This is a genomic window from Leisingera aquaemixtae (assembly GCF_019801145.1).
Classification (GTDB): Bacteria; Pseudomonadota; Alphaproteobacteria; order Rhodobacterales; family Rhodobacteraceae; genus Leisingera; species Leisingera aquaemixtae_A.
This window is the reverse complement of record NZ_JAHVJQ010000002.1, coordinates 513,717-535,795: the sequence shown is the minus strand read 5'-3', so window position 1 is coordinate 535,795 and position 22,079 is coordinate 513,717. Positions and strand designations below refer to the sequence as shown.

General features: G+C 62.7%; 21 protein-coding genes. 7 read left to right on the top strand and 14 right to left on the bottom strand.

Annotated features, from left to right (window positions below; translation table 11 throughout):
• Positions 1–72 precede the first annotated feature (72 nt).
• From pnp to KUW17_RS07120, 8 genes are all read right to left on the bottom strand, one after another.
• Positions 73–2,220 (bottom strand): polyribonucleotide nucleotidyltransferase, encoded by a 2,148-nt coding sequence (pnp, locus tag KUW17_RS07155; protein WP_222477329.1) that lies wholly within the window; start codon positions 2,218–2,220, stop codon positions 73–75.
• Positions 2,221–2,466: 246 nt separating this feature from the next.
• On the bottom strand, positions 2,467–3,786 hold the full coding sequence (locus tag KUW17_RS07150; RefSeq protein WP_222477328.1) for a M16 family metallopeptidase: 1,320 nt from the start codon (positions 3,784–3,786) through the stop codon (positions 2,467–2,469).
• Complete coding sequence (locus KUW17_RS07145) at positions 3,783–5,126, bottom strand: M16 family metallopeptidase (protein WP_222477325.1); 1,344 nt, start codon at positions 5,124–5,126, stop codon at positions 3,783–3,785. The genes KUW17_RS07150 and KUW17_RS07145 overlap by 4 nt, the downstream gene beginning before the upstream one ends.
• A gap of 175 nt (positions 5,127–5,301) precedes the next feature.
• Positions 5,302–5,823, bottom strand: a complete 522-nt coding sequence (locus tag KUW17_RS07140) for a DUF3035 domain-containing protein (protein ID WP_222477324.1) — start codon at positions 5,821–5,823, stop codon at positions 5,302–5,304.
• 55 nt (positions 5,824–5,878) lie between these two features.
• Positions 5,879–6,361 (bottom strand): signal peptidase II, encoded by a 483-nt coding sequence (lspA, locus tag KUW17_RS07135; protein WP_222477323.1) that lies wholly within the window; start codon positions 6,359–6,361, stop codon positions 5,879–5,881.
• Between the two features lie 16 nt (positions 6,362–6,377).
• The gene (gene purH, locus KUW17_RS07130; protein ID WP_222477322.1) at positions 6,378–7,967 is read right to left on the bottom strand and encodes a bifunctional phosphoribosylaminoimidazolecarboxamide formyltransferase/IMP cyclohydrolase; all 1,590 of its coding nucleotides are present in this window, start codon (positions 7,965–7,967) and stop codon (positions 6,378–6,380) included.
• A 24-nt stretch (positions 7,968–7,991) separates the two neighbouring features.
• Positions 7,992–9,734, bottom strand: coding sequence for a heparinase II/III family protein (locus KUW17_RS07125; RefSeq protein WP_222477321.1), 1,743 nt, complete (start codon positions 9,732–9,734; stop codon positions 7,992–7,994).
• Positions 9,735–9,834: 100 nt separating this feature from the next.
• On the bottom strand, positions 9,835–11,097 hold the full coding sequence (locus KUW17_RS07120) for an RsmB/NOP family class I SAM-dependent RNA methyltransferase (protein ID WP_222477314.1): 1,263 nt from the start codon (positions 11,095–11,097) through the stop codon (positions 9,835–9,837).
• Positions 11,098–11,174: 77 nt separating this feature from the next.
• On the opposite strand from KUW17_RS07120, the gene KUW17_RS07115 reads away from it, so the two are divergent.
• Both KUW17_RS07115 and KUW17_RS07110 read left to right on the top strand, forming a co-directional pair.
• A complete protein-coding gene (locus KUW17_RS07115) occupies positions 11,175–11,366 on the top strand; it encodes a DUF1674 domain-containing protein (protein ID WP_222477312.1) in 192 nt (63 codons plus the stop codon).
• A gap of 21 nt (positions 11,367–11,387) precedes the next feature.
• Complete coding sequence (locus KUW17_RS07110) at positions 11,388–11,720, top strand: NIPSNAP family protein (RefSeq protein WP_222477309.1); 333 nt, start codon at positions 11,388–11,390, stop codon at positions 11,718–11,720.
• Here KUW17_RS07110 and dapB read toward each other — a convergent pair whose 3' ends face one another.
• Complete coding sequence (gene dapB, locus KUW17_RS07105; RefSeq protein ID WP_222477307.1) at positions 11,721–12,530, bottom strand: 4-hydroxy-tetrahydrodipicolinate reductase; 810 nt, start codon at positions 12,528–12,530, stop codon at positions 11,721–11,723.
• An 86-nt stretch (positions 12,531–12,616) separates the two neighbouring features.
• Between dapB and rbfA the strand changes: the two genes are divergently transcribed.
• Together rbfA and KUW17_RS07095 are read left to right on the top strand one after the other, a co-directional pair.
• Positions 12,617–13,012 (top strand): 30S ribosome-binding factor RbfA, encoded by a 396-nt coding sequence (gene rbfA, locus KUW17_RS07100; protein ID WP_222477305.1) that lies wholly within the window; start codon positions 12,617–12,619, stop codon positions 13,010–13,012.
• A complete protein-coding gene (locus tag KUW17_RS07095) occupies positions 13,009–13,758 on the top strand; it encodes a phosphodiester glycosidase family protein (RefSeq protein ID WP_222477298.1) in 750 nt (249 codons plus the stop codon). The genes rbfA and KUW17_RS07095 overlap by 4 nt, the downstream gene beginning before the upstream one ends.
• Positions 13,759–13,765: 7 nt before the next feature.
• On the opposite strand, the gene rarD is transcribed toward KUW17_RS07095, so the two are convergent.
• The 5 genes from rarD to mutM all read right to left on the bottom strand — a co-directional run bounded on the left by rarD (position 13,766) and on the right by mutM (position 18,992).
• Complete coding sequence (rarD, locus tag KUW17_RS07090) at positions 13,766–14,668, bottom strand: EamA family transporter RarD (protein ID WP_222477289.1); 903 nt, start codon at positions 14,666–14,668, stop codon at positions 13,766–13,768.
• Positions 14,669–14,853: 185 nt separating this feature from the next.
• Positions 14,854–16,269, bottom strand: a complete 1,416-nt coding sequence (gene dnaA, locus KUW17_RS07085; RefSeq protein ID WP_222477287.1) for a chromosomal replication initiator protein DnaA — start codon at positions 16,267–16,269, stop codon at positions 14,854–14,856.
• Positions 16,270–16,818: 549 nt separating this feature from the next.
• The gene (gene rpsT, locus KUW17_RS07080; protein ID WP_008556347.1) at positions 16,819–17,082 is read right to left on the bottom strand and encodes a 30S ribosomal protein S20; all 264 of its coding nucleotides are present in this window, start codon (positions 17,080–17,082) and stop codon (positions 16,819–16,821) included.
• Positions 17,083–17,300: 218 nt separating this feature from the next.
• Positions 17,301–18,077, bottom strand: a complete 777-nt coding sequence (locus KUW17_RS07075; protein ID WP_222477278.1) for an enoyl-CoA hydratase — start codon at positions 18,075–18,077, stop codon at positions 17,301–17,303.
• Positions 18,078–18,140: 63 nt separating this feature from the next.
• Positions 18,141–18,992, bottom strand: coding sequence for a bifunctional DNA-formamidopyrimidine glycosylase/DNA-(apurinic or apyrimidinic site) lyase (mutM, locus tag KUW17_RS07070; RefSeq protein ID WP_222477270.1), 852 nt, complete (start codon positions 18,990–18,992; stop codon positions 18,141–18,143).
• A gap of 86 nt (positions 18,993–19,078) precedes the next feature.
• Between mutM and ubiE the strand changes: the two genes are divergently transcribed.
• The 3 genes from ubiE (at position 19,079) to KUW17_RS07055 (ending at position 22,077) form a co-directional block, all read left to right on the top strand.
• Entirely contained in the window at positions 19,079–19,831 is a 753-nt protein-coding gene (ubiE, locus tag KUW17_RS07065) for a bifunctional demethylmenaquinone methyltransferase/2-methoxy-6-polyprenyl-1,4-benzoquinol methylase UbiE (protein WP_222477268.1), read from the top strand.
• A gap of 3 nt (positions 19,832–19,834) precedes the next feature.
• Positions 19,835–21,364 (top strand): 2-polyprenylphenol 6-hydroxylase, encoded by a 1,530-nt coding sequence (gene ubiB / locus KUW17_RS07060; RefSeq protein WP_222477266.1) that lies wholly within the window; start codon positions 19,835–19,837, stop codon positions 21,362–21,364.
• 272 nt (positions 21,365–21,636) lie between these two features.
• The gene (locus KUW17_RS07055; protein WP_226429923.1) at positions 21,637–22,077 is read left to right on the top strand and encodes a response regulator; all 441 of its coding nucleotides are present in this window, start codon (positions 21,637–21,639) and stop codon (positions 22,075–22,077) included.
• Positions 22,078–22,079: the final 2 nt, after the last annotated feature.

The window sequence follows — 22,079 nt, the reverse complement described above, 5'->3', positions numbered from 1 at the left end:
TCTGAAAAGCCTTTACCCCAAAGAAAAAGCCCCGGCTGAATGCCGGGGCTTTCTTGTGCCTGCCGCCGGAGATTAATCCTCGGCTTGGGCCTTTTCTTTTTTCTCCGGCTGGACTTCCTCGCCGGTTTCCTGGTCGACAACCTTCATCGACAGGCGGACCTTGCCGCGGTCGTCGAAGCCCAGCAGTTTCACCTTCACTTCCTGGCCTTCCTTCAGAACGTCCGAAGGGTGGTTCAGGCGGCGGTTTTCGATCTGGGAGACGTGCACCAGGCCGTCACGCTTACCGAAGAAGTTCACGAAAGCGCCGAAGTCGACGATCTTCACGACCTTGCCGGTGTAGATGGCGCCCTCTTCCGGCTCTGCCACGATCGAATAGATCATGTCATAGGCCTTCTTGATGGCTTCGCCGTTCGGGCTGGCAATCTTGATCACGCCGTCGTCGTTGATGTCGACTTTGGCACCGGACACTTCGACGATCTCGCGGATCACCTTGCCGCCGGAACCGATCACTTCGCGGATCTTGTCGGTCGGGATCTGCATGGTCTCGATGCGCGGCGCGTGAACCGAGAACTCGGAAGCTTCGGTCAGGGCTTTACCCATCTCGCCAAGGATGTGCAGGCGGCCGTCCTTGGCCTGGGCCAGGGCTTTCTCCATGATCTCCGGGGTGATGCCGGCGACCTTGATGTCCATCTGCAGCGAGGTGATGCCGTTTTCGGTGCCTGCCACCTTGAAGTCCATGTCGCCCAGGTGGTCTTCGTCACCCAGGATGTCGGACAGGATCGCGTAGGAACCGTCGTCTTCCAGGATAAGGCCCATGGCAACGCCGGCCACCGGCGCCTTCAGCGGAACACCTGCGTCCATCATCGACAGCGAGCCGCCGCAGACGGATGCCATCGAGGACGAACCATTCGATTCGGTGATCTCGGAGACAACGCGGATGGTGTAGGGGAAGTCGGTTGCCGCGGGCAGAACCGCCTGCAGCGCACGCCAGGCCAGCTTGCCGTGGCCGATTTCGCGGCGGCCCGGGGAGCCGACACGGCCCACTTCACCGACCGAGTACGGCGGGAAGTTGTAGTGCAGCAGGAAGTTCGATTTGAAGTTGCCGTGCAGCGCGTCGATGAACTGCTCGTCGTCGCCGGTGCCCAGCGTGGTCACGACCAGGCCCTGGGTTTCACCGCGGGTGAACAGCGCCGAGCCGTGGGTCCGCGGCAGCATGCCGGTTTCAGCCACGATATCGCGGATTTCGTCGGTCTTGCGGCCGTCGATCCGCTTGCCGGTTTTCACCACGTCGCCGCGCAGGATGCCGGCTTCCAGCTTCTTCAGTGCGGAACCCAGGTTGGCATCTTCCAGCTGCTCTTCGGACAGGGCGGCCTTGATGGTCTCGCGGGCAGCGGCAACAGCGGCGGTGCGCTCCTGCTTGTCGGTGATCGCAAAGGCCGCGCGCATGTCGGTTTCGCCCGCCGCCTTGACCGCCTCATACAGCTCGGAGTAGTCCGGCGCCTCGAAGTCGAAAGGTTCTTTGGCGGCTTCTTCGGCCAGCGAGATGATCAGGTCGATCACCGGCTGGATCTGCTCATGCGCAAAGTTCACCGCGCCCAGCATTTCGGCCTCGGTCAGCTCGTAAGCTTCCGATTCCACCATCATCACGGCGTTCTTGGTGCCGGCCACAACCAGGTCCAGGCGCTGCTCGGGGTTGAGGCGCAGATCCTGCATGTCGTCGACGGTCGGGTTCAGAACGTATTCGCCATCAACAAAGCCGACGCGGGCACCGGCGATCGGGCCCATGAACGGCGCGCCGGAGATGGTCAGGGCAGCGGATGCCGCGATCATTGCGACGATGTCCGGGTCGTTGACCAGGTCGTGGCTCAGCACGGTGCACATCACCAGCACTTCGTTCTTGAAGCCGGGGACGAACAGCGGGCGGATCGGACGGTCGATCAGACGCGCGGTCAGGGTTTCTTTTTCGGTCGGGCGCGCTTCGCGCTTGAAGAAGCCGCCGGGCACCTTGCCCGCAGCATAGTATTTTTCCTGGTAGTGCACGGTCAGCGGGAAGAAGTCCTGGCCGGGCTTCTGCTGACGGGCAAAGGTCACGTTGGCCATGACCGAGGTTTCGCCCAGCGTGGCAATCACGGAGCCATCAGCCTGGCGGGCAACCTTACCGGTTTCCAGTGTGAGCGTCTCTTCGCCCCACTGCATCGATTTTTTGGTGACGTTAAACATCTAGCGTATCCTAATTGGGAGCACTCCCGGCCCTCCGGGTCTCCCGTTTGCGTGGCGGCCCCATTGCCGCCGGCCCCATCTATCTTTCTTTCGCGTGCCGGGGCCTTGGCACATCGTCTCAGACAGGCCCGCCCATACAGGAGTTTCAGGCAAAATGAAAGGGAAAGCGGCAGCGCGCCGCCGCAGTGGGCGGCGGCACGCTGTGGTTAGGCTGCAGGCGGACGGCGAAACCGCGCCTGCCCCGGGTCAATTGGTGGTTTCCAGGCCTTCCGGGCGGCCCGCAATTGTGAAATGCAGCCCGTCGGGGTCCAGGAACTCCGCCGCAAAACGCTTCACATCTTCCAGTGTGACGGCGTTAATGCGGTCTTTGCGGGTCTCCACATAGCTGACAGGCAGATTGTCCATCTGCATTCCCGAAAGGATCGAGGCAATGCGGCTGTTGCCGTCAAAGCGCAGCGGGTAGGCACCGGTCAGATAGGTTTGGGCGTCCTTCAGCTCTTTTTCGGTCACGCCCTCCTCGGCCATGCGGCGCCATTCGTTGCGGATCACTTCCACCGCCTCTGCCATCTTGCCGTTGGCGGACGCCACAGACCCCATGTAAACCGCCGCCAGATCACGCGGCACCAAGTAGGAGTAAACACCGTAGGTCAGCCCGCGTTTCTCCCGCACTTCCGTCATCAGCCTTGTTTCAAAGGAGCCGCCGCCCAGGATCTGGTTCATCACATAGGCGGTGAAGAAATCCGGATCCTCGCGCTTGATGCCCTTTTGGCCAAACAGCGCCACCGACTGCGGCGTGTCGAAATCGACCACGGTCACCCCGCCCTCGATGTTCACCTTTGCCGGGCCGGGAATAGGCGCGCCCTTGGCCGGCAGCGCCCCCAGAAGATCGTCCAGCAGGATGCCAAGCTCATCCGCGGTGATGTCGCCAACAGCGCTGACATAGAGCCTGTCGCGGGCAAACACCGCCTCATAGGCGTCGAAAATGTCCTGACGGCTGAGCGCGGCAACCGACTCCAAGGTGCCCTTGCCGTCACTGCCATAGGGGTGATCGCCATAGGCCATTTTGGCGAAGGCCAAGCCGGCGATATTGTTTGGGTTCTTGGCATCGGAGCGCAGTCCCGCCAGCACCTGCGCCCGCACTCGGTCCAGCGCATCCTGGTCGAACCGCGGTTCAAACAGAGTCTGACGCAGCAGCGCCACCGCATCCGCACGGTTTTCGGTCAGAAAGCGGGCGGATATGGACACCGAATCCTTGTCGGCGTCATAGCTGAACTCCGCCGCCAGAGACTGCAGTGCCCGTGCATAGTCCTGCGCGCGCAGGTCGCCGGAGCCCTCCTCCAGCAAGCCTGTCATCAAATAGACCCCGCCCCGCTTTCCGGGCGCATCCAGGGACGTGCCTCCGCGGAAACGCAGTTCAAGGGCAGAGAAAGGGATCGCGTGATCCTCCACCAGCCAGGCTGTGATGCCGCCGGGCGAGGTCACTTCCTGAATTTTGATCCCGGCCCAGGCCGGCAGCACCAGAAACCAGGCTGTCAGAGCAGCGGCAAGAAATTTCAGCACAGTCATTGGGTCACCTCCTGGCTGCGCGTCATCCAGCCCGTGACTGATGTTTGCGGCCGCAAGACCTCATTTGCGGCGGCGATGATCTCATCCGCGGTCACCGATTGCAGGATCTTCGGCCAGTCCTGCACATCCTTCACCGTCAGCCCGATGCTGAGCGCCTGGCCGTAGCGGTTGGCAATGCCGTTCACGTTGTCGCGGTCGTAGATTTCAGCGGCGCGCAATTGCAGCTTGATCCGCTCCAGCTGGGCCTCGTCCACGCCCTCCTCCAGGAACCGGGCGATGGTTGAGTCCAGAGCTGCCTCAGCTTGCTCCATGCTGGTGCCCTCGGCAGGCACGATCAGCAGGGTGAATGACGTGTCGTCCAGCGTGCTGCCAGAATAGAAAGCGCCCGTGTAGACCGCGACCTGCTGGTCAAATTGCAGCGCGTTTGCCAGATAAGAGGTGTTGCCGCCACCCAGAAGCTCCGCCAGCAGGTAAAGCGCCGCGGCCTTTTGCTGGTCGCCGCTGTCACGCTCCGGTGCCAAATAGGAGCGCTGCACATAGGGCTGCGCCACGCGCGGATCTTCGAACGTCACACGGCGCGCGGCGGTCTGCGGCGGCTCCTGGCTGCGGAAGCGTTCCGGCAGGTCCGGATTGGCAGGGATCACGCCGTAGTACTGTTCAGCCAGCGCCTTCACCTCATCCGGCTGGACATCGCCGGACACTACCAGGATTGCATTATTGGGTGCGTAATAGGTGTGGTAGAAGGACAGCGCGTCCTCCATGTCCAGGCTTTCCATCTCGTGGCGCCAGCCGATCACCGGCTGGCCGTAACGGTGATTAAGGTATTGCACCGCTTGCAGCTGCTCGCGGAACAGCGCAACCGGGTCGTTGTCTGTGCGCTGGTTTCGCTCCTCCAGAATGACCTCGCGCTCGGTGGCAATATCCTCCTCGCTGAGCCGGAGGTTGGTCATCCGGTCGCTTTCCATCTGCATCATCAGCTCCAGCCGGTCGGCGGCAACACGCTGGAAATAGGCGGTGTAATCATAGCTGGTGAACGCGTTGTCCTGGCCGCCATTGGCCCGGACGGTGGCAGACAGCTCGCCCGGAGCCAGCTTGTCGGTGCCCTTGAAGAGGAGATGCTCGAGGAAATGGGCTACGCCGGACTGGCCCGGCGGCTCATCCGCGGAGCCGGCCCGGTACCAGACCATCTGCTGCACGACCGGGACGCGGTGATCCTCGATCACCACCACATCCATGCCATTGTCCAAGGTGAACGCGGTCACCGCCTCATCTTCAGCCCGTGCCGGGACGGACAAGGCAGCGCTCAACGCTGCGGCGGCCAATGTGATCCTCTGGATCATCTGGCATCCTCCAAATTCTGCACCTCTGCCATCGCCCGGCACGGTGCGTTTACTGCTCTTTTGTTCATTTTGATCAATGCAGCCACAATTCGCCGTCCATTGCCAGCAGAAAGACTGCTGTCAACCTACGTTGCCGCCGGCGTCTTGCAAGGCCGGCTGGCAGAAAAGTGAGAGATCAGGATTCTTCTTCAGGCGGTGAAGAGGGCGTGGCCGCGCCCGCCTTGCGGAACTGGTCGCTGACGGCAAAGGGATCAATGCTCTGCTTGCGGTACAGCTGCTCGTAGCGGTCCACAGGCACGATCTTGATCCGTCCCAGATGGCGGTTGCGGTGACGGAACTTTGCATCCTCCGACGCCAGCGTCTCGCGCACGCCCGGTTCCACACCATAGCGGCTGGAGGCGGTGACCAGCGCCGCATCGCCTGACGGCACACCGGTTGCGGGCACCAGGGCGCCCGGCTTTCCGCCCAGCGCGGCAACCGCATCAGCCTGCGGATTGGGATCAGTCAGGTTGCTGCCGCCCGGAGTCGGCACGGGAAGCGAGGCATAGCTTTCCGGCGTGCTCAGCGGCTTGCCCGGAAGGACCAGAAACTCATCCGGACCGGTCCCCGGCTTCTGAAGCACGCGCAGCCCTTTTTGCGCGCAGCCAGACACTGCCAGCGCGCCAGCCAGAACGATCACTCCGAACGGGATCCGCATTGCCCCAAACTCCTGCCTGTTTCCCAGCGCTTGTAACGCAATTGCCCGGCAAGGTCTACGCAGGCTTTTTGCTGCGCCCGTCAAAGAAGATAAGCCCGGCCGCACCGCCAAAGATGAAGATATCCGCGACATTGAACACAAACGGGTTCTGGATGCCGCAGCAGGATGTGTTGAGGAAATCCAGCACATAGCCGTACAAAAGCCGGTCCGCGACATTGCCCAGCGCGCCGCCGATCACCAGCCCGGCGGACAGCTGCATGCCCCATGACGCTTTTTGCGCCCGAAGGATCCACACAGCCACGGCAATACAGATCGCCACTGACAGCCCGATCAGGATCCAGCGCGACGCTTCGTCGCCGCCGCCGAACAGGCCGAAATTGATGCCGGTGTTCTCTCCGTAGCGGAAATTGAGGAACGGCGGCAGCACGTCGATCCGGTGGCGCTGATCCAGCCCCATCCAGTGGACCACCAGGTATTTGCTGGCCTGATCCGCCAGGAAGGAGAGGACCGCGCCCCAGATCATCCAACGTGCTGCCATGTTTTAGCTGCCCTGCTTAGTGGCGGAAGTGGCGCATGCCGGTGAAGACCATGGCGAGGCCTTTCTCGTTGGCCGCCTTGATCACCTCGTCATCGCGCATCGAGCCGCCCGGCTGGATCACGCAGGCACCGCCCGCGGCGGCTGCTTCCAGCAGGCCATCCGCGAAGGGGAAAAACGCATCCGAAGCCACGGCGCAGCCCTTGGCGAGGCTTTCTTCCAAACCCAGTTCCGCGGCCATGCGGCCGGCCTTGGCGGCAGCGACATTGGCGCTGTCAAGACGGCTCATCTGGCCAGCACCGACGCCGACAGTTGCGTTGTCCTTCACATAAACGATGGCATTGGACTTGACGTGCTTGGCGACTTTCCAGGCAAACAGCAGGTCCTGCATCTGGGCGTCGGACGGCGCCTTCTCGGTCACCACTTTCAGGTCGTCCATGCCGACATAGCCGACGTCCTTGTCCTGCACCAGCATACCGCCGGCCACCTGCTTGTAGGCCACGATGGGCTTGCGCGGATCCGGCAGGCTGTCGGTCAGCAGCAGGCGCAGGTTCTTCTTGGCGGCAAAGATTTCCTTGGCTTCATCAGACGCCCCCGGCGCGATCACCACCTCGGTGAAGATCTCGGTGATCTTGGCAGCGGTGTCCGCGTCCAGCGGCTGGTTCAGCGCCACGATACCGCCGAAGGCCGAGGTACGGTCGCAGTCAAACGCCTTCTGATAGGCTTCTGCCAGGGTTGCGCCCTTGGCGACGCCGCAGGGGTTGGCGTGTTTGATGATCGCAACTGCGGGGCTTTCGGCCGGATCGAATTCCGCCACCAGCTCATAAGCCGCATCGGTGTCGTTGATGTTGTTGTAGCTCAGTTCCTTGCCCTGCAGCTGCACAGCGGTGGCCACGCCAGGACGGTTGGAGCCGTCGGTGTAGAAGGCCGCGGTCTGGTGGCTGTTTTCGCCATAGCGCAGGGTCTGCTTCAGCTCGCCGGCAAAGGCGCGGCGCTTGGGCGCTTGCAGTTCCAGCTCGCCCGCCAGCCAGTTGGACACAGCAGCGTCATAGGCGGCCGTGCGGGCATAGGCCTTCTGCGCCAGCTTGCGGCGGAACCGCGGGCAGGTCGCGCCGTCGTGCTGGTCCATGTCGCCCAGCAGTTTCTCGTAATCCTCGACATCCACGACCACGTTCACAAAGGCATGGTTCTTGGCCGCCGCGCGGATCATCGCCGGGCCGCCAATGTCGATGTTCTCGATGCAAGTATCGTAGTCCGCGCCTTTGGCCACGGTGGCCTCAAACGGGTAAAGATTCACGACCAGCAGGTCGATGGCGCCGATGCCATGCTCGTTCATCGCGGCGACGTGGGTGTCATTGTCGCGCAGCGCCAGCAGGCCGCCATGCACCATCGGGTGCAGGGTTTTGACGCGGCCGTCCATCATTTCCGGAAAACCTGTCACTTCGGAGACGTCTTTGACCGTCAGGCCGGCATCACGCAGCGCCTTGGCGGAACCGCCGGTCGAGAGCAGCTCGACACCGCGCGCGGCCAGCGCCTGGCCCAGCTCGATCAGGCCGGTCTTATCGGATACGGAAAGCAGCGCACGGCGTACGGGGTGAAGGTCGGTCATGGCAGGGCAGGTCCTTTTAAAGGCTCAGTCAAACGTCTCGGGTTCGTCCCGGTTCAGGTCTCGCACGGCAATGGCAGTCTCCTGCGCTTTGCTGAGCGTCCACCGGACGCGGGTGGCATATCCCATCGCCCGCCCGGATAAAACGATCTGCTTTGCCGCACGCGGCTTCAAGCGGGTCTTTTCCAGGAAAACGCTTGGCTCCAGCCGCAGATGGCAGGCGCCGTCATGACGGAACACCCAGATTTCCCCGCTCTTAAGCGCCATGGATACTGCTGCGCCGCCCAAGTCAAGGGTTGCATCGACTTCAGGGTGCAGATGCAGGCGGATATCAAAGCTGACTCCGCCATCCGGGTTGCTGCTGCTGGCCTTGTCAAAGCGGGCCTTGGCCGCGTCTTCCAGCGCCAGCAGCATGTCCTCTCCGGCCAGGGCGCGGCCGTCAAAGGACAGATCAAGGGTGCGGGCATGGGTCAGGCCGAAATGCGCGGCATAACCATTGTGGCCGCCCTGAAACCGGAAACCGTCGGACAGGTCCATGATGTCCAAGGGCACGTCGTCCGGCGCTTCGATCAGCTCTTCATGGCCGGTGGTTTTCTGCGGCGCCGACAGCCGGGCGCTGGAATGGCCTTCGATGCACAACGTGCTGTGCGACGGCGTCGCCCGCCCGGCGCGGCGCCACTCCACCCCAAAGGATTCGCCCGAACCGCAGTTCACGACTAGCGGGCGCCGCCCCGAAGTCAGCTCAAACGCCAGGGTCGAGGCATGGCCGTTATAGGAGGCTTTGCCCTTGGGCGGCGCCGAGGCGTCCACGATCACCGAGGTGCGCCGCGCCGACAGCCGGGCAAAACCCATCGCCAGCCCGTCTGCGTGCCGCTCGGCCACGTGGCTGGCAGCCAGCGAATGGTCCAGCCGTCCCTCCAGCCCGCGGCCGCCGCCGTGGAACCGTGCCAGTCCGCCGTCGCTGTGGCGCAGGGTGCGCAAGGTAGGCGCAATCCGTTCAATGGCGGCGATATGGGCGGGCGGCACCATTCGCCCTGCCTCATGCAAAGCAGCGGCGGCCCAGGTCAGAAGGGTGAACACCTCCAGTAGTTCTTCCGGGTTGCGGGTCGGCAAGCCGCCCTGTTCGTCGATTTGGGAGTCGCATTCCGCCGCCAGCGCCTTGACCGCCGGATCGGCCAGTTCCTCGCGGCCTTGCAAGGAAAGGCCCGCATAGATCAGCCCGCACAGCGCTTCGAACCGTGGCAGGCCGGGCGCAGCCCCCTGCCAGCGTTGCGCCAGATACCAGGTCTGCTGCGCCAGGGAGCCATAGAAGGCTTCGGTCTCGTCCTTTTCCTTGCCGCTCAGCAGGAACAGCGCGTGGTTGATCCAGCGGATCACCCGCCGCCCGGTCAGGTCCGGCAGCCAGGCCAAACCGCTGCCGCGCCCGTGCTGCGCAATCCAGCCCCAGACCCATTTCTGCGCCTTCAACCGGGCCTTGAAATCCCCAACAGCCGCCAGATCGTCGAGCCAGGCAAACCCATGCCGCTCCGCGTCAAAGGCAGCGTCAGGCGCCGCAACCTCCCACAGCCCGGTATCCGGCGATTCGACCAGATAGCCGGCAAACAGCAGGTTGCCCGCCACCAGCTGGCGCCCCCGGGCATAACTGCCGATGGTGCGCGGTTCGGGCTGCGAGACGAAACCGGTCGCCGCAGGCTGGCTGCGCGCCCGCCAGGCGTAATAGCGGTTCAGCAGGCGGGTGCCGCGGCCTGCCATTCTGTCATAAGTGGACATGCTCTGTTGCCTCACGCCGTATTTTAACCGGGGCGTTTTGGCGCGAGCATAACCCGAGGTGCGGCTCAAGTCACCGGCGAATGCCGGGAACGCCCAGGGGTCACGCGGATTTGCGCAAAAGGGCCATATAGAAGCCGTCCATGCCGCCGCGGTCAGGCCAGTAATCCGGGCGCAGGCGCAGGCCGCCTTCCTCGGTTATCCAATCGGGCTCCACACCCGGCACCCTCAGCGCCGCGCGGTCGGCTTCCATGTCCGGGAACATCTCCAGCGCCTCCTCGACCTGGCATTCGCCCTCATCCGGCAGCAGCGAGCAGGTGCAGAACATCAGCCGCCCGCCGGGTTTCACCAATGTCCAGGCATGGGCCAGCATCTGCGCCTGAAGCTCGATGAGCTGACCAAACTCACTGCCGTCCTTCGCATGCGGCAGGTCGGGATGGCGGCGGATGGTGCCAGTGGCGGAACAGGGCGCGTCCAGCAGCACGGCATCATACTGGCCGGTCTGCTCCAGCGCGTCGCCGGTAATCAGCTCCGCCTGCAGCCCGGTGCGCTCCAAGTTTTCCCTGAGCCGGGCAATGCGGCCTTCCGAGACATCCACCGCTGTCACCCTGGCACCTGCGGCGGCCATCTGCATGGTCTTGCCCCCCGGTGCGGCACAGAGCTCAAGTACCTGCTCTCCGGGCTGGACGTTCAGAATGCGGGCGGGCAGCGCAGCAGCTGCATCCTGCACCCACCAGCCGCCGGACCCGAAACCGGGCAGCGAAGATACCTGCCCGGCATTAGCAAGCCGCACCGACCCGGTGGGCAGTATCTCTCCGCCAAGCGCGCTCAGATCAGAATCCGGCTTTCCGGTAATGTCCAGCGGCGCGCCAGCGCTATGCGCGGCCTCCATCGCCAGCATCGCCTCAGCACCCCAGGCCTGCACCAGGGGTTTGCGCAGCCAGTTCGGCAGGCGCGGGGTGCGCAGTTTTGCCCACTCCGCCGGGCCGTCTTCTGCCACTTTGCGCAGCACCGCATTGACCAGCCCCTTGAGCTGCCCGTGACGGCGGTGTTTGGAGACAATCGCCACCATTGCATTCACCACCCCGTGCGCCGCACCGCCGGAGCACAGTTCCACCGTGCCCAGCCGCAAGGCGTTCATCACCGTCAGCGGCGGTGACTTCTTCAGATGTTTCTTCAGAATCCGGTCAGCGCGTTCCAGGCTCCGCAGGGTTTCCGATGCCAGCCTCTGCGCCCGCGCACGGTCTTCCGGCACCAGCTTCTCCAAAGCCCCTGCAGCATAGCATTCCGCCAATAGCCGCCCCTCTCCCAGAACCTGATCCAGCAGGTAAACCGCGGTGCGGCGGGCGTGATTGGCATCGGACATCTGGCAACTCCAAAAGGCGCGGCTTGTTTGCGCGGGACAGGGGCGTATATCATGGGCAGAGCATAAAGGAACCCGCGATGAGCGACGATACCGCGCCTGTAAAGAAAGACCTGCCGCCCGCCGCCCTGCGCGCCCTGGCGGAGGCAGAGGAACGCCGCAAAGCTGCTGAGGCCCAGGAGCCGCGCCCCAAGGAACTGGGCGGCCGCGATGGCCCAGACCCGGCACGGTACGGTGACTGGGAGAAAAAGGGCATCGCCGTCGATTTCTGAGCAGCCGGAGCCTGAAACACCATGATCCTGGAAATCCGCAGGTACACCCTGCACCCCGGAAAACGCGAAGAGTTCATCCAATTTTTCGAAGCGGTGAACCGTCCCGCATTGAAGGCCGCTGGAATGCTGGTTTTTGGCCCTATGCGCGATACCGAGGATCAGGACAAGGTTCACTGGCTGCGGGCCTTCCAGACCATGGAAGAACGCGAACGGATCAAAGAAGCATTCTATGGCGGCCCGGTTTGGGCGGATGAGGTTGAGCCAGTGGTCATGCCCCTGATTGCGCATTTCGAGGCTTCCGTTGTCTCAACCACTGAAGGTTTTGAGGGGTTCAAGGGAACCCCCGAGCTGTAATCATAGCCCCAGAACGTCCACCATATCGTACTGGCCCGGCCCCTTGTCCTGGCCCCAAAGCGCGGCCTTCAGCGCACCGCGGGCAAAAATGGCGCGGTCAGTGGCCAGGTGGCGAAGCACGATCCGCTCTCCGGCAGCGGCAAACAGCACGTCATGCTCGCCAACGATGTCGCCGCCGCGGATGGCGGTGAAGCCGATGTCGCCGCGCTTGCGGGCGCCGGTAATGCCATCGCGACCGGAATCGCGCACATCCGCCAGTTTCACACCGCGGCCCTCGGCGGCAGCTTCACCCAGCATCAGCGCAGTGCCGGAAGGCGCGTCGACCTTGTGGTGGTGATGCGCCTCGATCACTTCGATGTCGAAATCCTCATCCAGCGCGGCGGCGACCTTCTTGGTCAGCTGCACCAGCAGGTTAACACCCAGGCTCATGTTGCCCGCGCGGATGATCACCGCGTGGCGCGATGCCGGTTCCAGCTGGGCAATCTGCTCATCGCTCATGCCGGTGGTGCCGATCACATGCACCGCGCGGGCCTGCGCCGCCAGCTTGGAAAACGCCAGCGTTGCCTCCGGCGCGGTGAAGTCGATCACGGCCTGGGCCTTGGAAAACGCCTCCAGCGCGTCGGCGGTCACGGTGACGCCGACCGGCTGGCCGCCTATCATCTCGCCCACGTCGCGGCCGACCCACGCGTGGCCTTCGCGTTCCACTGCGCCCGCCAGCGTGGCCTTGTCGCTCTCCAGCACCGTCTTGATCAGCATCTGCCCCATGCGGCCCGATGCGCCGGTAATCACGATCCCTGGTTTGTGAGTCATTGGCCCATTCCCTTGTTCAAGCTGGTTTTGTCCTACATCGCCGGGCAGCGCTTGGCAAAGCCTGCGATCCGGCATAGATCGGAACTATGGCAAAGAACAAATTCCACGATGGCCCCGGCCCGTCCCAGCGCCAGCTTCGCGTCGGCGAACTGATCCGCCGCTCGCTTTCTGAAGTGCTGGCGCGCGGCGACGTGCATGACCCGGACCTGAACCGCATGTCGATCACCGTGGGTGAGGTGCGCACCTCACCCGATCTGAAAATCGCCACCGCCTTTGTGCTGCCCTTGGGCGGCAAGGGGCAGGAAGACGTGCTGAAGCTCCTGGCCCGCAACAAGGGCGAACTGCGCCGGATGGTCGGCAAGAAACTGGGGCTGAAGTTCACTCCGGATCTGCGGTTCCGGTTGGACGAAACCTTCGACCAGATGGACGAAACCCGCCGAATGCTGAGCCAGGACGCGGTGCGCCGCGACGTGGAAGAGTGATCCGCAAGGCTGCCTTGCTGCTGGCCGCGATTTGGACCGCTCCGGCGGCCGGCGCGGTCGAATGCAGCGATGTGGCCTTTGAGGGCAGCCGGTTCACCATCTGCGAGGTCGACGCCGTCAAGGAGCAGCTGCAGCTGTTCCTGCGCGACGGCAACGGCCAAGTCTACGGCCATTTCTCGAAGCTGGAAGAAGCGCTGGCAGGGGACGGCAAGACGCTGGCCTTTGCAACCAACGCCGGCATGTACCACAGCGACCGCTCCCCCGTCGGCCTCTATGTCGATGAAAGCGGTGAGGAAATGCGGCTGGTGACCAACGCCGGTCCCGGCAATTTCGGCTTGCTGCCGAACGGCGTACTGTGCATCCGTGACGGCCGGGCGGATGTGTTTGAAACCCTTGCGTTCGAGAAGGCCGCCCCCGCCTGCACCTATGCAACCCAATCCGGACCAATGCTGGTGATTGACGGCGAGCTGCATCCGCGCTTCCTGCCCGATTCGGACAGCTATTACATCCGCAACGGTGTCGGCACCTCGGCAGATGGCACGCGCGCGGTCTTTGCGATCTCGCGCAATGCGGTGACGTTTCACCAGTTCGGCAGCCTTTTCCGTGACCATCTGAAGCTGCCGAATGCGCTCTACTTCGATGGCAATATCTCGCGCCTGCACGCGCCGCAGCTGGGCCGCAGTGATGCCGGGTTCATGATGGGGCCGATCGTAGGTGTGGTCGAGGGCGCCCAGTCAGACGGCTGAACCTCTTTCAGCCGGGGCGTTTGCGCATCTGCCGGATCATCGGCACTGAGTAGATCACCAGCGCGGCCCAAATCATCGGGAAGGCAATCATCCGGGCGCGGCCGAATTCCTCGCCGAACAGCAGCACAGCGGCCAGCATGATCATCGTCGGGGCAATGTATTGCAGGATCCCCATGGTCGAGAGCCGCACCAGCTTGGCACCGTTGGCATAGACGATCAGCGGCACCGCCGTAACCACGCCGCAGCCCAGGAGAAGCCAGGTGTCCGTCAGTGAGGCACCAAAGTTGCTGCTGCCGGTGGCGGTCAGGTAAGCGAAATAGCCAAGCGCAGGTGCCAGCAGGATCAGCACCTCCAGCAGGAAGCCCTGATTGGGGCCGATCGGCAGGGATTTCTTGAAAAAGGCGTAGAACCCCCAGGTCAGGGTCAGCCCGACCGCCACCCAAGGCACCCGTCCCGCTTCCAGTGTCAGCACCAGCACAGCCGCCGCCGCCAGCGCAACAGCAGCTATTTGCGCCTTGCCGAGCGGTTCGCGCAGCAGGATGGCGCCGAGAGCGATGCTGAACAGCGGGTTGATGTAGTAGCCAAGCGCGGCATCCAGCGCCCGTCCGGCTGCAATAGACCAGACGTAGATACCCCAGTTGACAGAAATCAGCACCGCGGTGATGCAGGCCATTCCCAGCATCCGCGGATTTTTCAGCGCTGCCCGCAGTTCCTTGGTGCGGCGCAGGATGATCAGCAGCGCGCCAGCCACCGGCACCGACCAGATCACCCGGTGAGTGACGACCTCAGCCGCCGGAATGTGCGACAACGCCTTCATGTAGAGTGGCAAAAATCCCCACAGCAGGTAGGCGGTGATGGCAAAGGCAAGCCCGCGGGGCGTGTCCATGTTGTTAGGCGTCTGATCTGTCATGCCGCGCTCCTCATCCAGGGCGCCGTTATGACCGGTTTTACGAGCCATGAAACTTCGTTTTCTGTGATACCCGGCATTCACCGCTGTTATGGGTCTGCGCGGCCGCCGTTGAGTCAACAAAAAAACGGCCCCGGAAACCGGGGCCGCAGTGCAATTTGGGGTTTGCAGCTTCAGCTATGCGCGCGTCAGGCTTCCAGCGACCGGCGCAGCATTTCGACGTCCTCGGCAATCTGGCCGTCGGTCAGCTTCAGCTCCTCGATACGCTTGACACCGTGCATCACGGTGGTGTGGTCGCGCCCGCCGAACCGGCGGCCGATCTCGGGCAGAGAGCGGCTGGTGAGCTGCTTGCACAGGTACATCGCCACCTGGCGCGGGCGCGCATAGGAGCGCAGGCGCTTGGGGCCGATGATGTCGGACATGCGGATGTTGTAGTACTCGGAGACCTTGCGCTGGATTTCCTCGACGGTGATCTTGCGCTCCGAGGCGCGCAGCACGTCTGCCAGGCAGTCCTGGGTCAGGTCCATGTCGATCTCGCGGCCCACCAGCGAGGCAAAGGCGAACAGCCGGGTCAGCGCGCCTTCGAGCACGCGCACGTTGGTCGAGATCCGATGCGCCAGGAACTCCAGCACGCCGTCTGCGATACGCAGGTCCGGGTAGGTCTCGCGCTGCTGCTGCACCTTGGTCTGCAGGATGCCCAGACGCAGTTCATAGTCGGTCGGGTGCAGGTCCACCACCAGGCCGCACTGCAGGCGCGACTTCACCCGCTCCTCCAGATCCTTGATCTCGCCTGGGGCGCGGTCGGCAGAGATGATGATCTGCTTGTTCTGATCTACCAGCGCATTGAAAGTATGGAAGAATTCTTCCTGGGTGGAGTCCTTGCCTGCGATGAACTGGACGTCATCCACCATCAGCACGTCGACCGAGCGGAACAGGTGCTTGAAGTCCATCATCTTGCGCTCGCGCAGGGCCTGCACGAACCGGTACATGAACTGTTCCGCCGACAGGTACAGCACGTTCAGCGACGGATTCTTTTCCTTCAGCTCCCAGGCGATGGCGTGCATCAGGTGGGTTTTACCCAGGCCCACGCCGCCATACAGAACCAGCGGATTGAAAGTGACAGGACCACCCTCGCCGACGCGGCGCGCGGCAGCATGCGCCAGTTCGTTCGGCTTGCCGACCACAAAGCTGTCAAAGGTGAAGCGCGGATCCAGCGGCGCCGCCTGCAGCGCTTCCAGCGTGTCCTTGCCAGCAGCAGAGGCTGCTGCCGATGCCGCAGGTGCAGCCATGACCGCCACATCGCCCTCAGCATCGCCATAGGCCTCAGCAGAGGCAGCAGGGCCCGCCGGACGGGACGGGCTGTTGGCCGCGACCCGGAAGGCCAAGCGCTGCACATGCTCGCCCGACATGCTGAGCTCATGCAGAATCAGATCTGCAAAGTTCTGGCTGACGTAATTTCCCATGAAATTTGTAGGCACCTTAAAGACGGCAACGCCGCCGTCCACGGTGTCAAATTCAAGGGGCTCAATCCAGGTCTTGAAATTGTTCTGACCAACCGTCTTCAACAGCCGGTTTCTGAGCTGTCCCCATTTTTCTTCTGTCATGCTGCGCCTCACGCATCCCCAAAAAAGCAGCGGCCCCTTTGCCGGGCCAATTCTATTCTTACCCCCAACCACCCGGGGGGCATTCACGCACAGGGCTATCGTGTGCGGACCAGCAGTAGGCCGCATTGCCCGGAGGCTTGACGTTCGCTGAAAACAGCAAAAACAGCCGCAGCACGCGGCGGATATGCCGTTACGAACAGTATCGCACACAATTGAGACAAGGCTGCTGACCATAACCGATACAGCAGTGGATCCCGGCCAGTACCGCGCATGAATATGCGCCCTGTGCCGAGCAACCTGGCAACCTTGATGCCCGTCAAGATTGCCGCAAGCAGCCTGTCCCCCCAGCGAGTGAATCGCTGAAACAGTGGTAGCAATTTGAGGGGGGGAGCGGCAACGAAACTATGATGTTGACTCTGTCTTTGGCGGCAAAGAATCTCCTGCGCCCACCGCAGTCAGCCAAGGCTTTTCCTAAAAAACAAGGCGCTGCAATTTGCAGCGCCCTGACAACTTTTCAATGGCTCGTGAGCCTGCTCAGCAGAGCGAATCTCAGCCCAGCGCCTTCACGCGCGCGGACAGGCGCGAGATTTTCCGGGAAGCGGTGTTTTTGTGATACACACCCTTGGTGACGCCGCGCATCAGTTCGGGCTGAGCCGCGCGCAGAGCAGCGGTTGCAGCTTCTTTGTCGCCGGAAGCGATGGCTTCTTCAACTTTACGCAGGAAGGTGCGGATGCGCGAACGACGGGCTTTGTTGACGGCAAAGCGCTTCTCGTTCTGACGTGCGCGCTTCTTGGCCTGGGGCGAATTTGCCATGGTGTCTGACCTTATCTCGGGTTCTGTTTCAATCGGACGCAATGCCAGCCAACCCCGGGTCGGACCACCGGTGTGATTCTAGCCTGAGCGGGCTGCACGCGCATGTATGAGGGCGGCGTTTATCCAACTCTGCGCGGAAATGCAAGCGCACCGTCCCGGAATGCAAATGCGGCGGGCTGTCCGGCCCGCCGCTTGATCGTCTTCGCCAAATACCGGGTTCACTTGTCCCGGAACTGCGCCTCGCGTTTTTCCAGGAAGGCAGCCATGCCTTCTTTCTGGTCTTCGGTGGCAAACATCGAGTGGAATACCCGGCGCTCGAACAGAATGCCTTCGTTCAGCGGCAGCTCGTAGGAGCGGTTCACCGCTTCCTTGACGGCCATCGCGGTCAGAAGAGATTTCTCCGCGATCTTCTGGGCTGCCGCAGTCGCTTCCTCAATCAGCTTCTTGGCCGGCACCACCCGCGACACCAGGCCCGCGCGCTCTGCTTCCTCAGCGTTCATGAAGCGGCCGGTCAGGTTCATGTCCATGGATTTGGATTTGCCCACATAGCGGGTCAGGCGCTGCGTCCCGCCGATGCCCGCAACGACCCCCAGGTTGATCTCAGGCTGGCCGAACTTGGCGGTTTCCGCCGCGATGATGAAATCGCACAGCATCGCAAGCTCACAGCCGCCGCCCAGCGCATAACCGGCCACAGCCGCGATGATGGGCTTGCGGATTGCCGAGATGCGGTCATTGGCATCGGCAAACAGATTGATGGAAAACACCTCGGTGAAAGTCATCTCCGACATCTCCTTGATGTCGGCACCCGCGGCGAAAGCCTTTTCCGAACCGGTCAGCACAATGCAGCGCACCTTGTCGCTGGCGTCAGCCTCTTCCAAAGCGTCACACAGCTCGCCGAGAAGTTCCTGGTTGAGCGCGTTCATCGCCTCCGGGCGGTTCAGTTTAATAAGGCAAACGTGGTCCTGCACATCGACGTTGATCGTCTCGTAGGCCATGATTTCTCTTTCGGTTGTTCCGTTCAGATCCGAGTCCTTACCAAAAGGGTCCCTTTGATCAAGCTATCTTTGGCACTTTACACAGTAGAAGGTGGAGCGCCCCGATTGGGTGATTCTGGCAATTGACCCGGCGCAACCTTCGCGCCGGCAGGGCTCTCCCTCGCGCCCGTAGGCATCAAAACTATGCTGAAAATATCCAAGTTCACCAGAGGCTTGCCTGAAATCCTTGAGCGATGACCCACCCGCGCGGATGGCGTCCTGCAGCACGTTACGGATGATCGGCACAAGGGCCGCAACCCTGTGCGCGGCAATCTGCCCGGCCTTGCGGCGTGGCGAAATTCCCGCACGGAAGAGCGCTTCGCAGACATAGATGTTACCAAGCCCTGCGATGATTCCCTGATCCAGTAATGCAGATTTCACCGGCGTGTTGCGCCCCTTGAAAGCCGCAATCAGATGGTCCTCGTGAAAATCATTGCCCAAGGGTTCCGGCCCCAGCACCGCCAGCAGCTTGTGAGCATCTGCCGTCGCCGTCTCCAGCAGGTCCATCGCCCCGAACCGGCGCGGGTCGTTGAAGGTGATGCGGGCGCCATTGTCCATGTCCAGCACCACATGGTCGTGCTTTTCTGCCTGCGGGTGCTCATGCGCGAACTGCCCCAGCGGGTCCCCTGAGACGGTCATCCGCCCGGACATGCCCAGATGAATCAGAAGGGTTTCATCGGTATCCAGATCGGCCAGTATGTATTTCGACCGCCGTCTAAGGCCTTTGACCCTTGCGCCGGTGAGCCGCTCCGCCATCCGCTCCGGAAACGGCCAGCGCAGATCCGGGCGGTTCACAGCGGCCTTCACAATGACCGCGCCTTCCATCGCAGGCGCCAAACCGCGTTTCACCGTCTCGACCTCGGGCAATTCTGGCATTACACCCCTCCTGAACCAACGGGCCGCATTGTGCCTGCCCCACAGCGCCTTATAACAAGGGCCAAACTCAGCAAACGGCAAGCCTGATGAGCAACACCAGCGACAACACCACCCATTTCGGGTTCGAAACCGTCCGCGAGGAGGAGAAGGCAGGCCGCGTGCAGGGGGTCTTCAACTCGGTCGCCTCGAAATACGACATCATGAATGATGTGATGAGCGTCGGCATCCACCGGGTCTGGAAAGACGCGATGATGGACTGGCTGGCACCGCGCCCCGGCCAGCGGCTGCTGGATGTGGCGGGCGGCACCGGCGACATTTCCTTCCGATTTCTGAAACGCGCAGGGCACGGCCACTCCACCGTGCTGGACCTCACCCGCCCGATGCTGGAGGAGGGCCGCAAGCGCGCCGAGGCCGAACAGATGGCCGACAGCCTCGACTGGGTCACCGGCGACGCCATGAAGCTGCCGTTCAAGGACAACACATTCGACGTCTACACCATCTCCTTCGGCATCCGGAACGTCACCCGACCGCAGGAAGCGCTGAATGAAGCCTACCGGGTGCTGCGCCCCGGCGGCCGGCTGATGGTGCTGGAGTTCTCGCAGCTTCCGAATGACGGTCTGCAGAAGCTCTACGACCTCTATTCCTTCAACGTGATCCCAAGGATGGGGCAGATGATTGCCGGCGATTACGACAGCTACCAGTACCTGGTGGAATCGATCCGCAAGTTTCCGGATCAGGAAACCTTCCTGGGCATGGTAAAGCAGGCGGGGTTCGGGAACGCCAAGTACCGCAACCTGTCGATGGGCATTGCCTGCCTGCACTCGGGCTGGAAGATCTAATCCATGCGCGGCCCTCATAATATTCTGCGCCTGATCCGCACAGGCGCCACTTTCGAGCGCACCGGGGCCATGCATTCGGTGCTGGAGGCGTTCGAGGCGCCAAAGCCGATCCGGGTGCTGGCCCGGCTGCTGGGCTGGCCGTTCAAATGGCTGGGCTACAAGGGCGATCCGCTGATGCCGCCCGAAACCCGCGCGCTGAACGCGCTGGGGCCTGCCTACATCAAGTTCGGCCAGGTGCTTTCGACGCGGCCCGACGTTGTGGGCAAGGATCTGGCCAACCAGCTGCGTGTCCTGCAGGACAAGCTGCCGCCGTTCTCTCGCGCCGCGGCGCTGGCCGAAGTGGAAAAGGAGCTGGGCCGCCCGGTCTCCGAGATATTCTCTGACTTCAGCGACCCGATCGCCGCCGCTTCCATCGCCCAGGTGCACCGGGCAACGCTGAAGGAAACCGGCGAGGAAGTGGCCGTCAAGGTGCTGCGCCCCGGCATTGAGCGCGCCTTTAACAAGGACGTCGATGCCTTCTACTTTGCCGCCCGCATTGTTGACCTGTTCGCGCCCGGCGCCCGCCGCCTGAAGCCGATGGATGTGATCGAGCATTTCGACGGCGTTGTGCAGGGCGAGCTGGACCTGCGGCTGGAAAGCGCTGCAGCTTCGGAATTTGCTGCCAATACAGCCAAGGACGAAGGCTTCCAGCTGCCCGAAATCCGCTGGGCCTATTCCGCCCGCAGGGTGATGACTATGGGCTGGGCCGACGGCATTCCGCTCGGCGACAATGAGGCGCTGGATGCGGCGGGCCATGACCGCAAGCTGCTGGCTGACCGTGTCCTGTCTCTGTTCCTGCGCCATGCGCTGCGCGACGGCTTCTTCCACGCCGACATGCACCAGGGCAACCTCAAGGTGGCGGCCAACGGCGATATCATTGCCTACGACTTCGGCATCATGGGCCACATCGACGAATACACCCGCCGGGTTTATGCCGAAATTCTCTATGGCTTCATCAAGCGCGACTACAAACGCGTGGCCGAGGTTCATTTCGAGGCCGGCTATGTGCCCGCAAACCGGGACGTCGACGAATTCGCCCGCGCCCTGCGCGCGGTGGGTGAGCCGATCTTCGGCATGGACGCTTCGCAGATCTCGATGGGCCGCCTGCTGAACTACCTGTTCGAAGTGACCGAACGCTTTGGCATGGAAACCCGCACCGAGCTGATCCTCTTGCAGCGCACCATGGTGGTGGTCGAGGGCGTCGCCCGCTCGCTCGATCCGCGTATCAACATCTGGGAGGCGGCCCGGCCGGTGGTCGAGGATTATATCAAGAAATCCATCGGCCCCCGCGCTGTCGTCACCGACCTGCTGGACACCGCCAAGGTGATGGCCCGCTTTGGTCCCCGCCTGCCCGCACTGGTGGAACAGGCGCTGATCGCGCAGGCCGCGCAGAATGGCATACGGCCTGTCAGCAACAGAAGCTGGGTGGCTCCTGCCGTTCTGGGCGCGGCCGGCGCCACCGGGATCTTTGCCGTCATCGCCTTGCTGACCTGATAAACGCCGCGGATTGAAGGGCTTACCAGAACAATACCGCCAAAAGTGTGTTACGGGCTACAAATCACCCAAAAGAAGATCTGCGGCCGGCTCGGACACGTTGGCCGCAGGTTGAAAGAGTCCCATGATGCCAGTGGGACCCAAGGTCGGCCATCCCGCTGAAACACCTGACTTTGCGGAACCACTGAGGAGCCGGCTTGGTCACCCTCGAGACAATGCCGTGACCGGATACCTGTTTCTGATCGCAGCCGCAGCACAGACGGAACCAGCTGATGAACAACCCGCGGAAAGTCCTGCTCGTCGAAAATGACGAATTCACGCGATACATGATGCGAGAAATCATTGTGGCGCTTGGGGTTGACGTTGAAATTGCCGAAGATGGTCAAGCCAGCATCGACATGCTCAGCAGCGCGCCGAACGAATACGGTCTGGTGCTTATGGACCTGCACATGCCGCGGGTGTCCGGGGTCGAGGCGACTCGGCAAATTCGCGCTGCTCCGGTCGATCCCCCCAGCAGTCTGCCGATCGTTGCGGTGACCGCTGATGTAGCCTATCACGACGATGCTATTGTCAAGGGGCTGGGCATGAACGGGTTTGCTCCCAAGCCGGTGACACAAGGGCCAACTGCTGAAGATGATCGACAATTATTGCGCCACCGCATAGCTTGGCTGGAGCCGTCGGCGGAAAGCTGCAGGCAGGATAGGTGTGCTTGAAG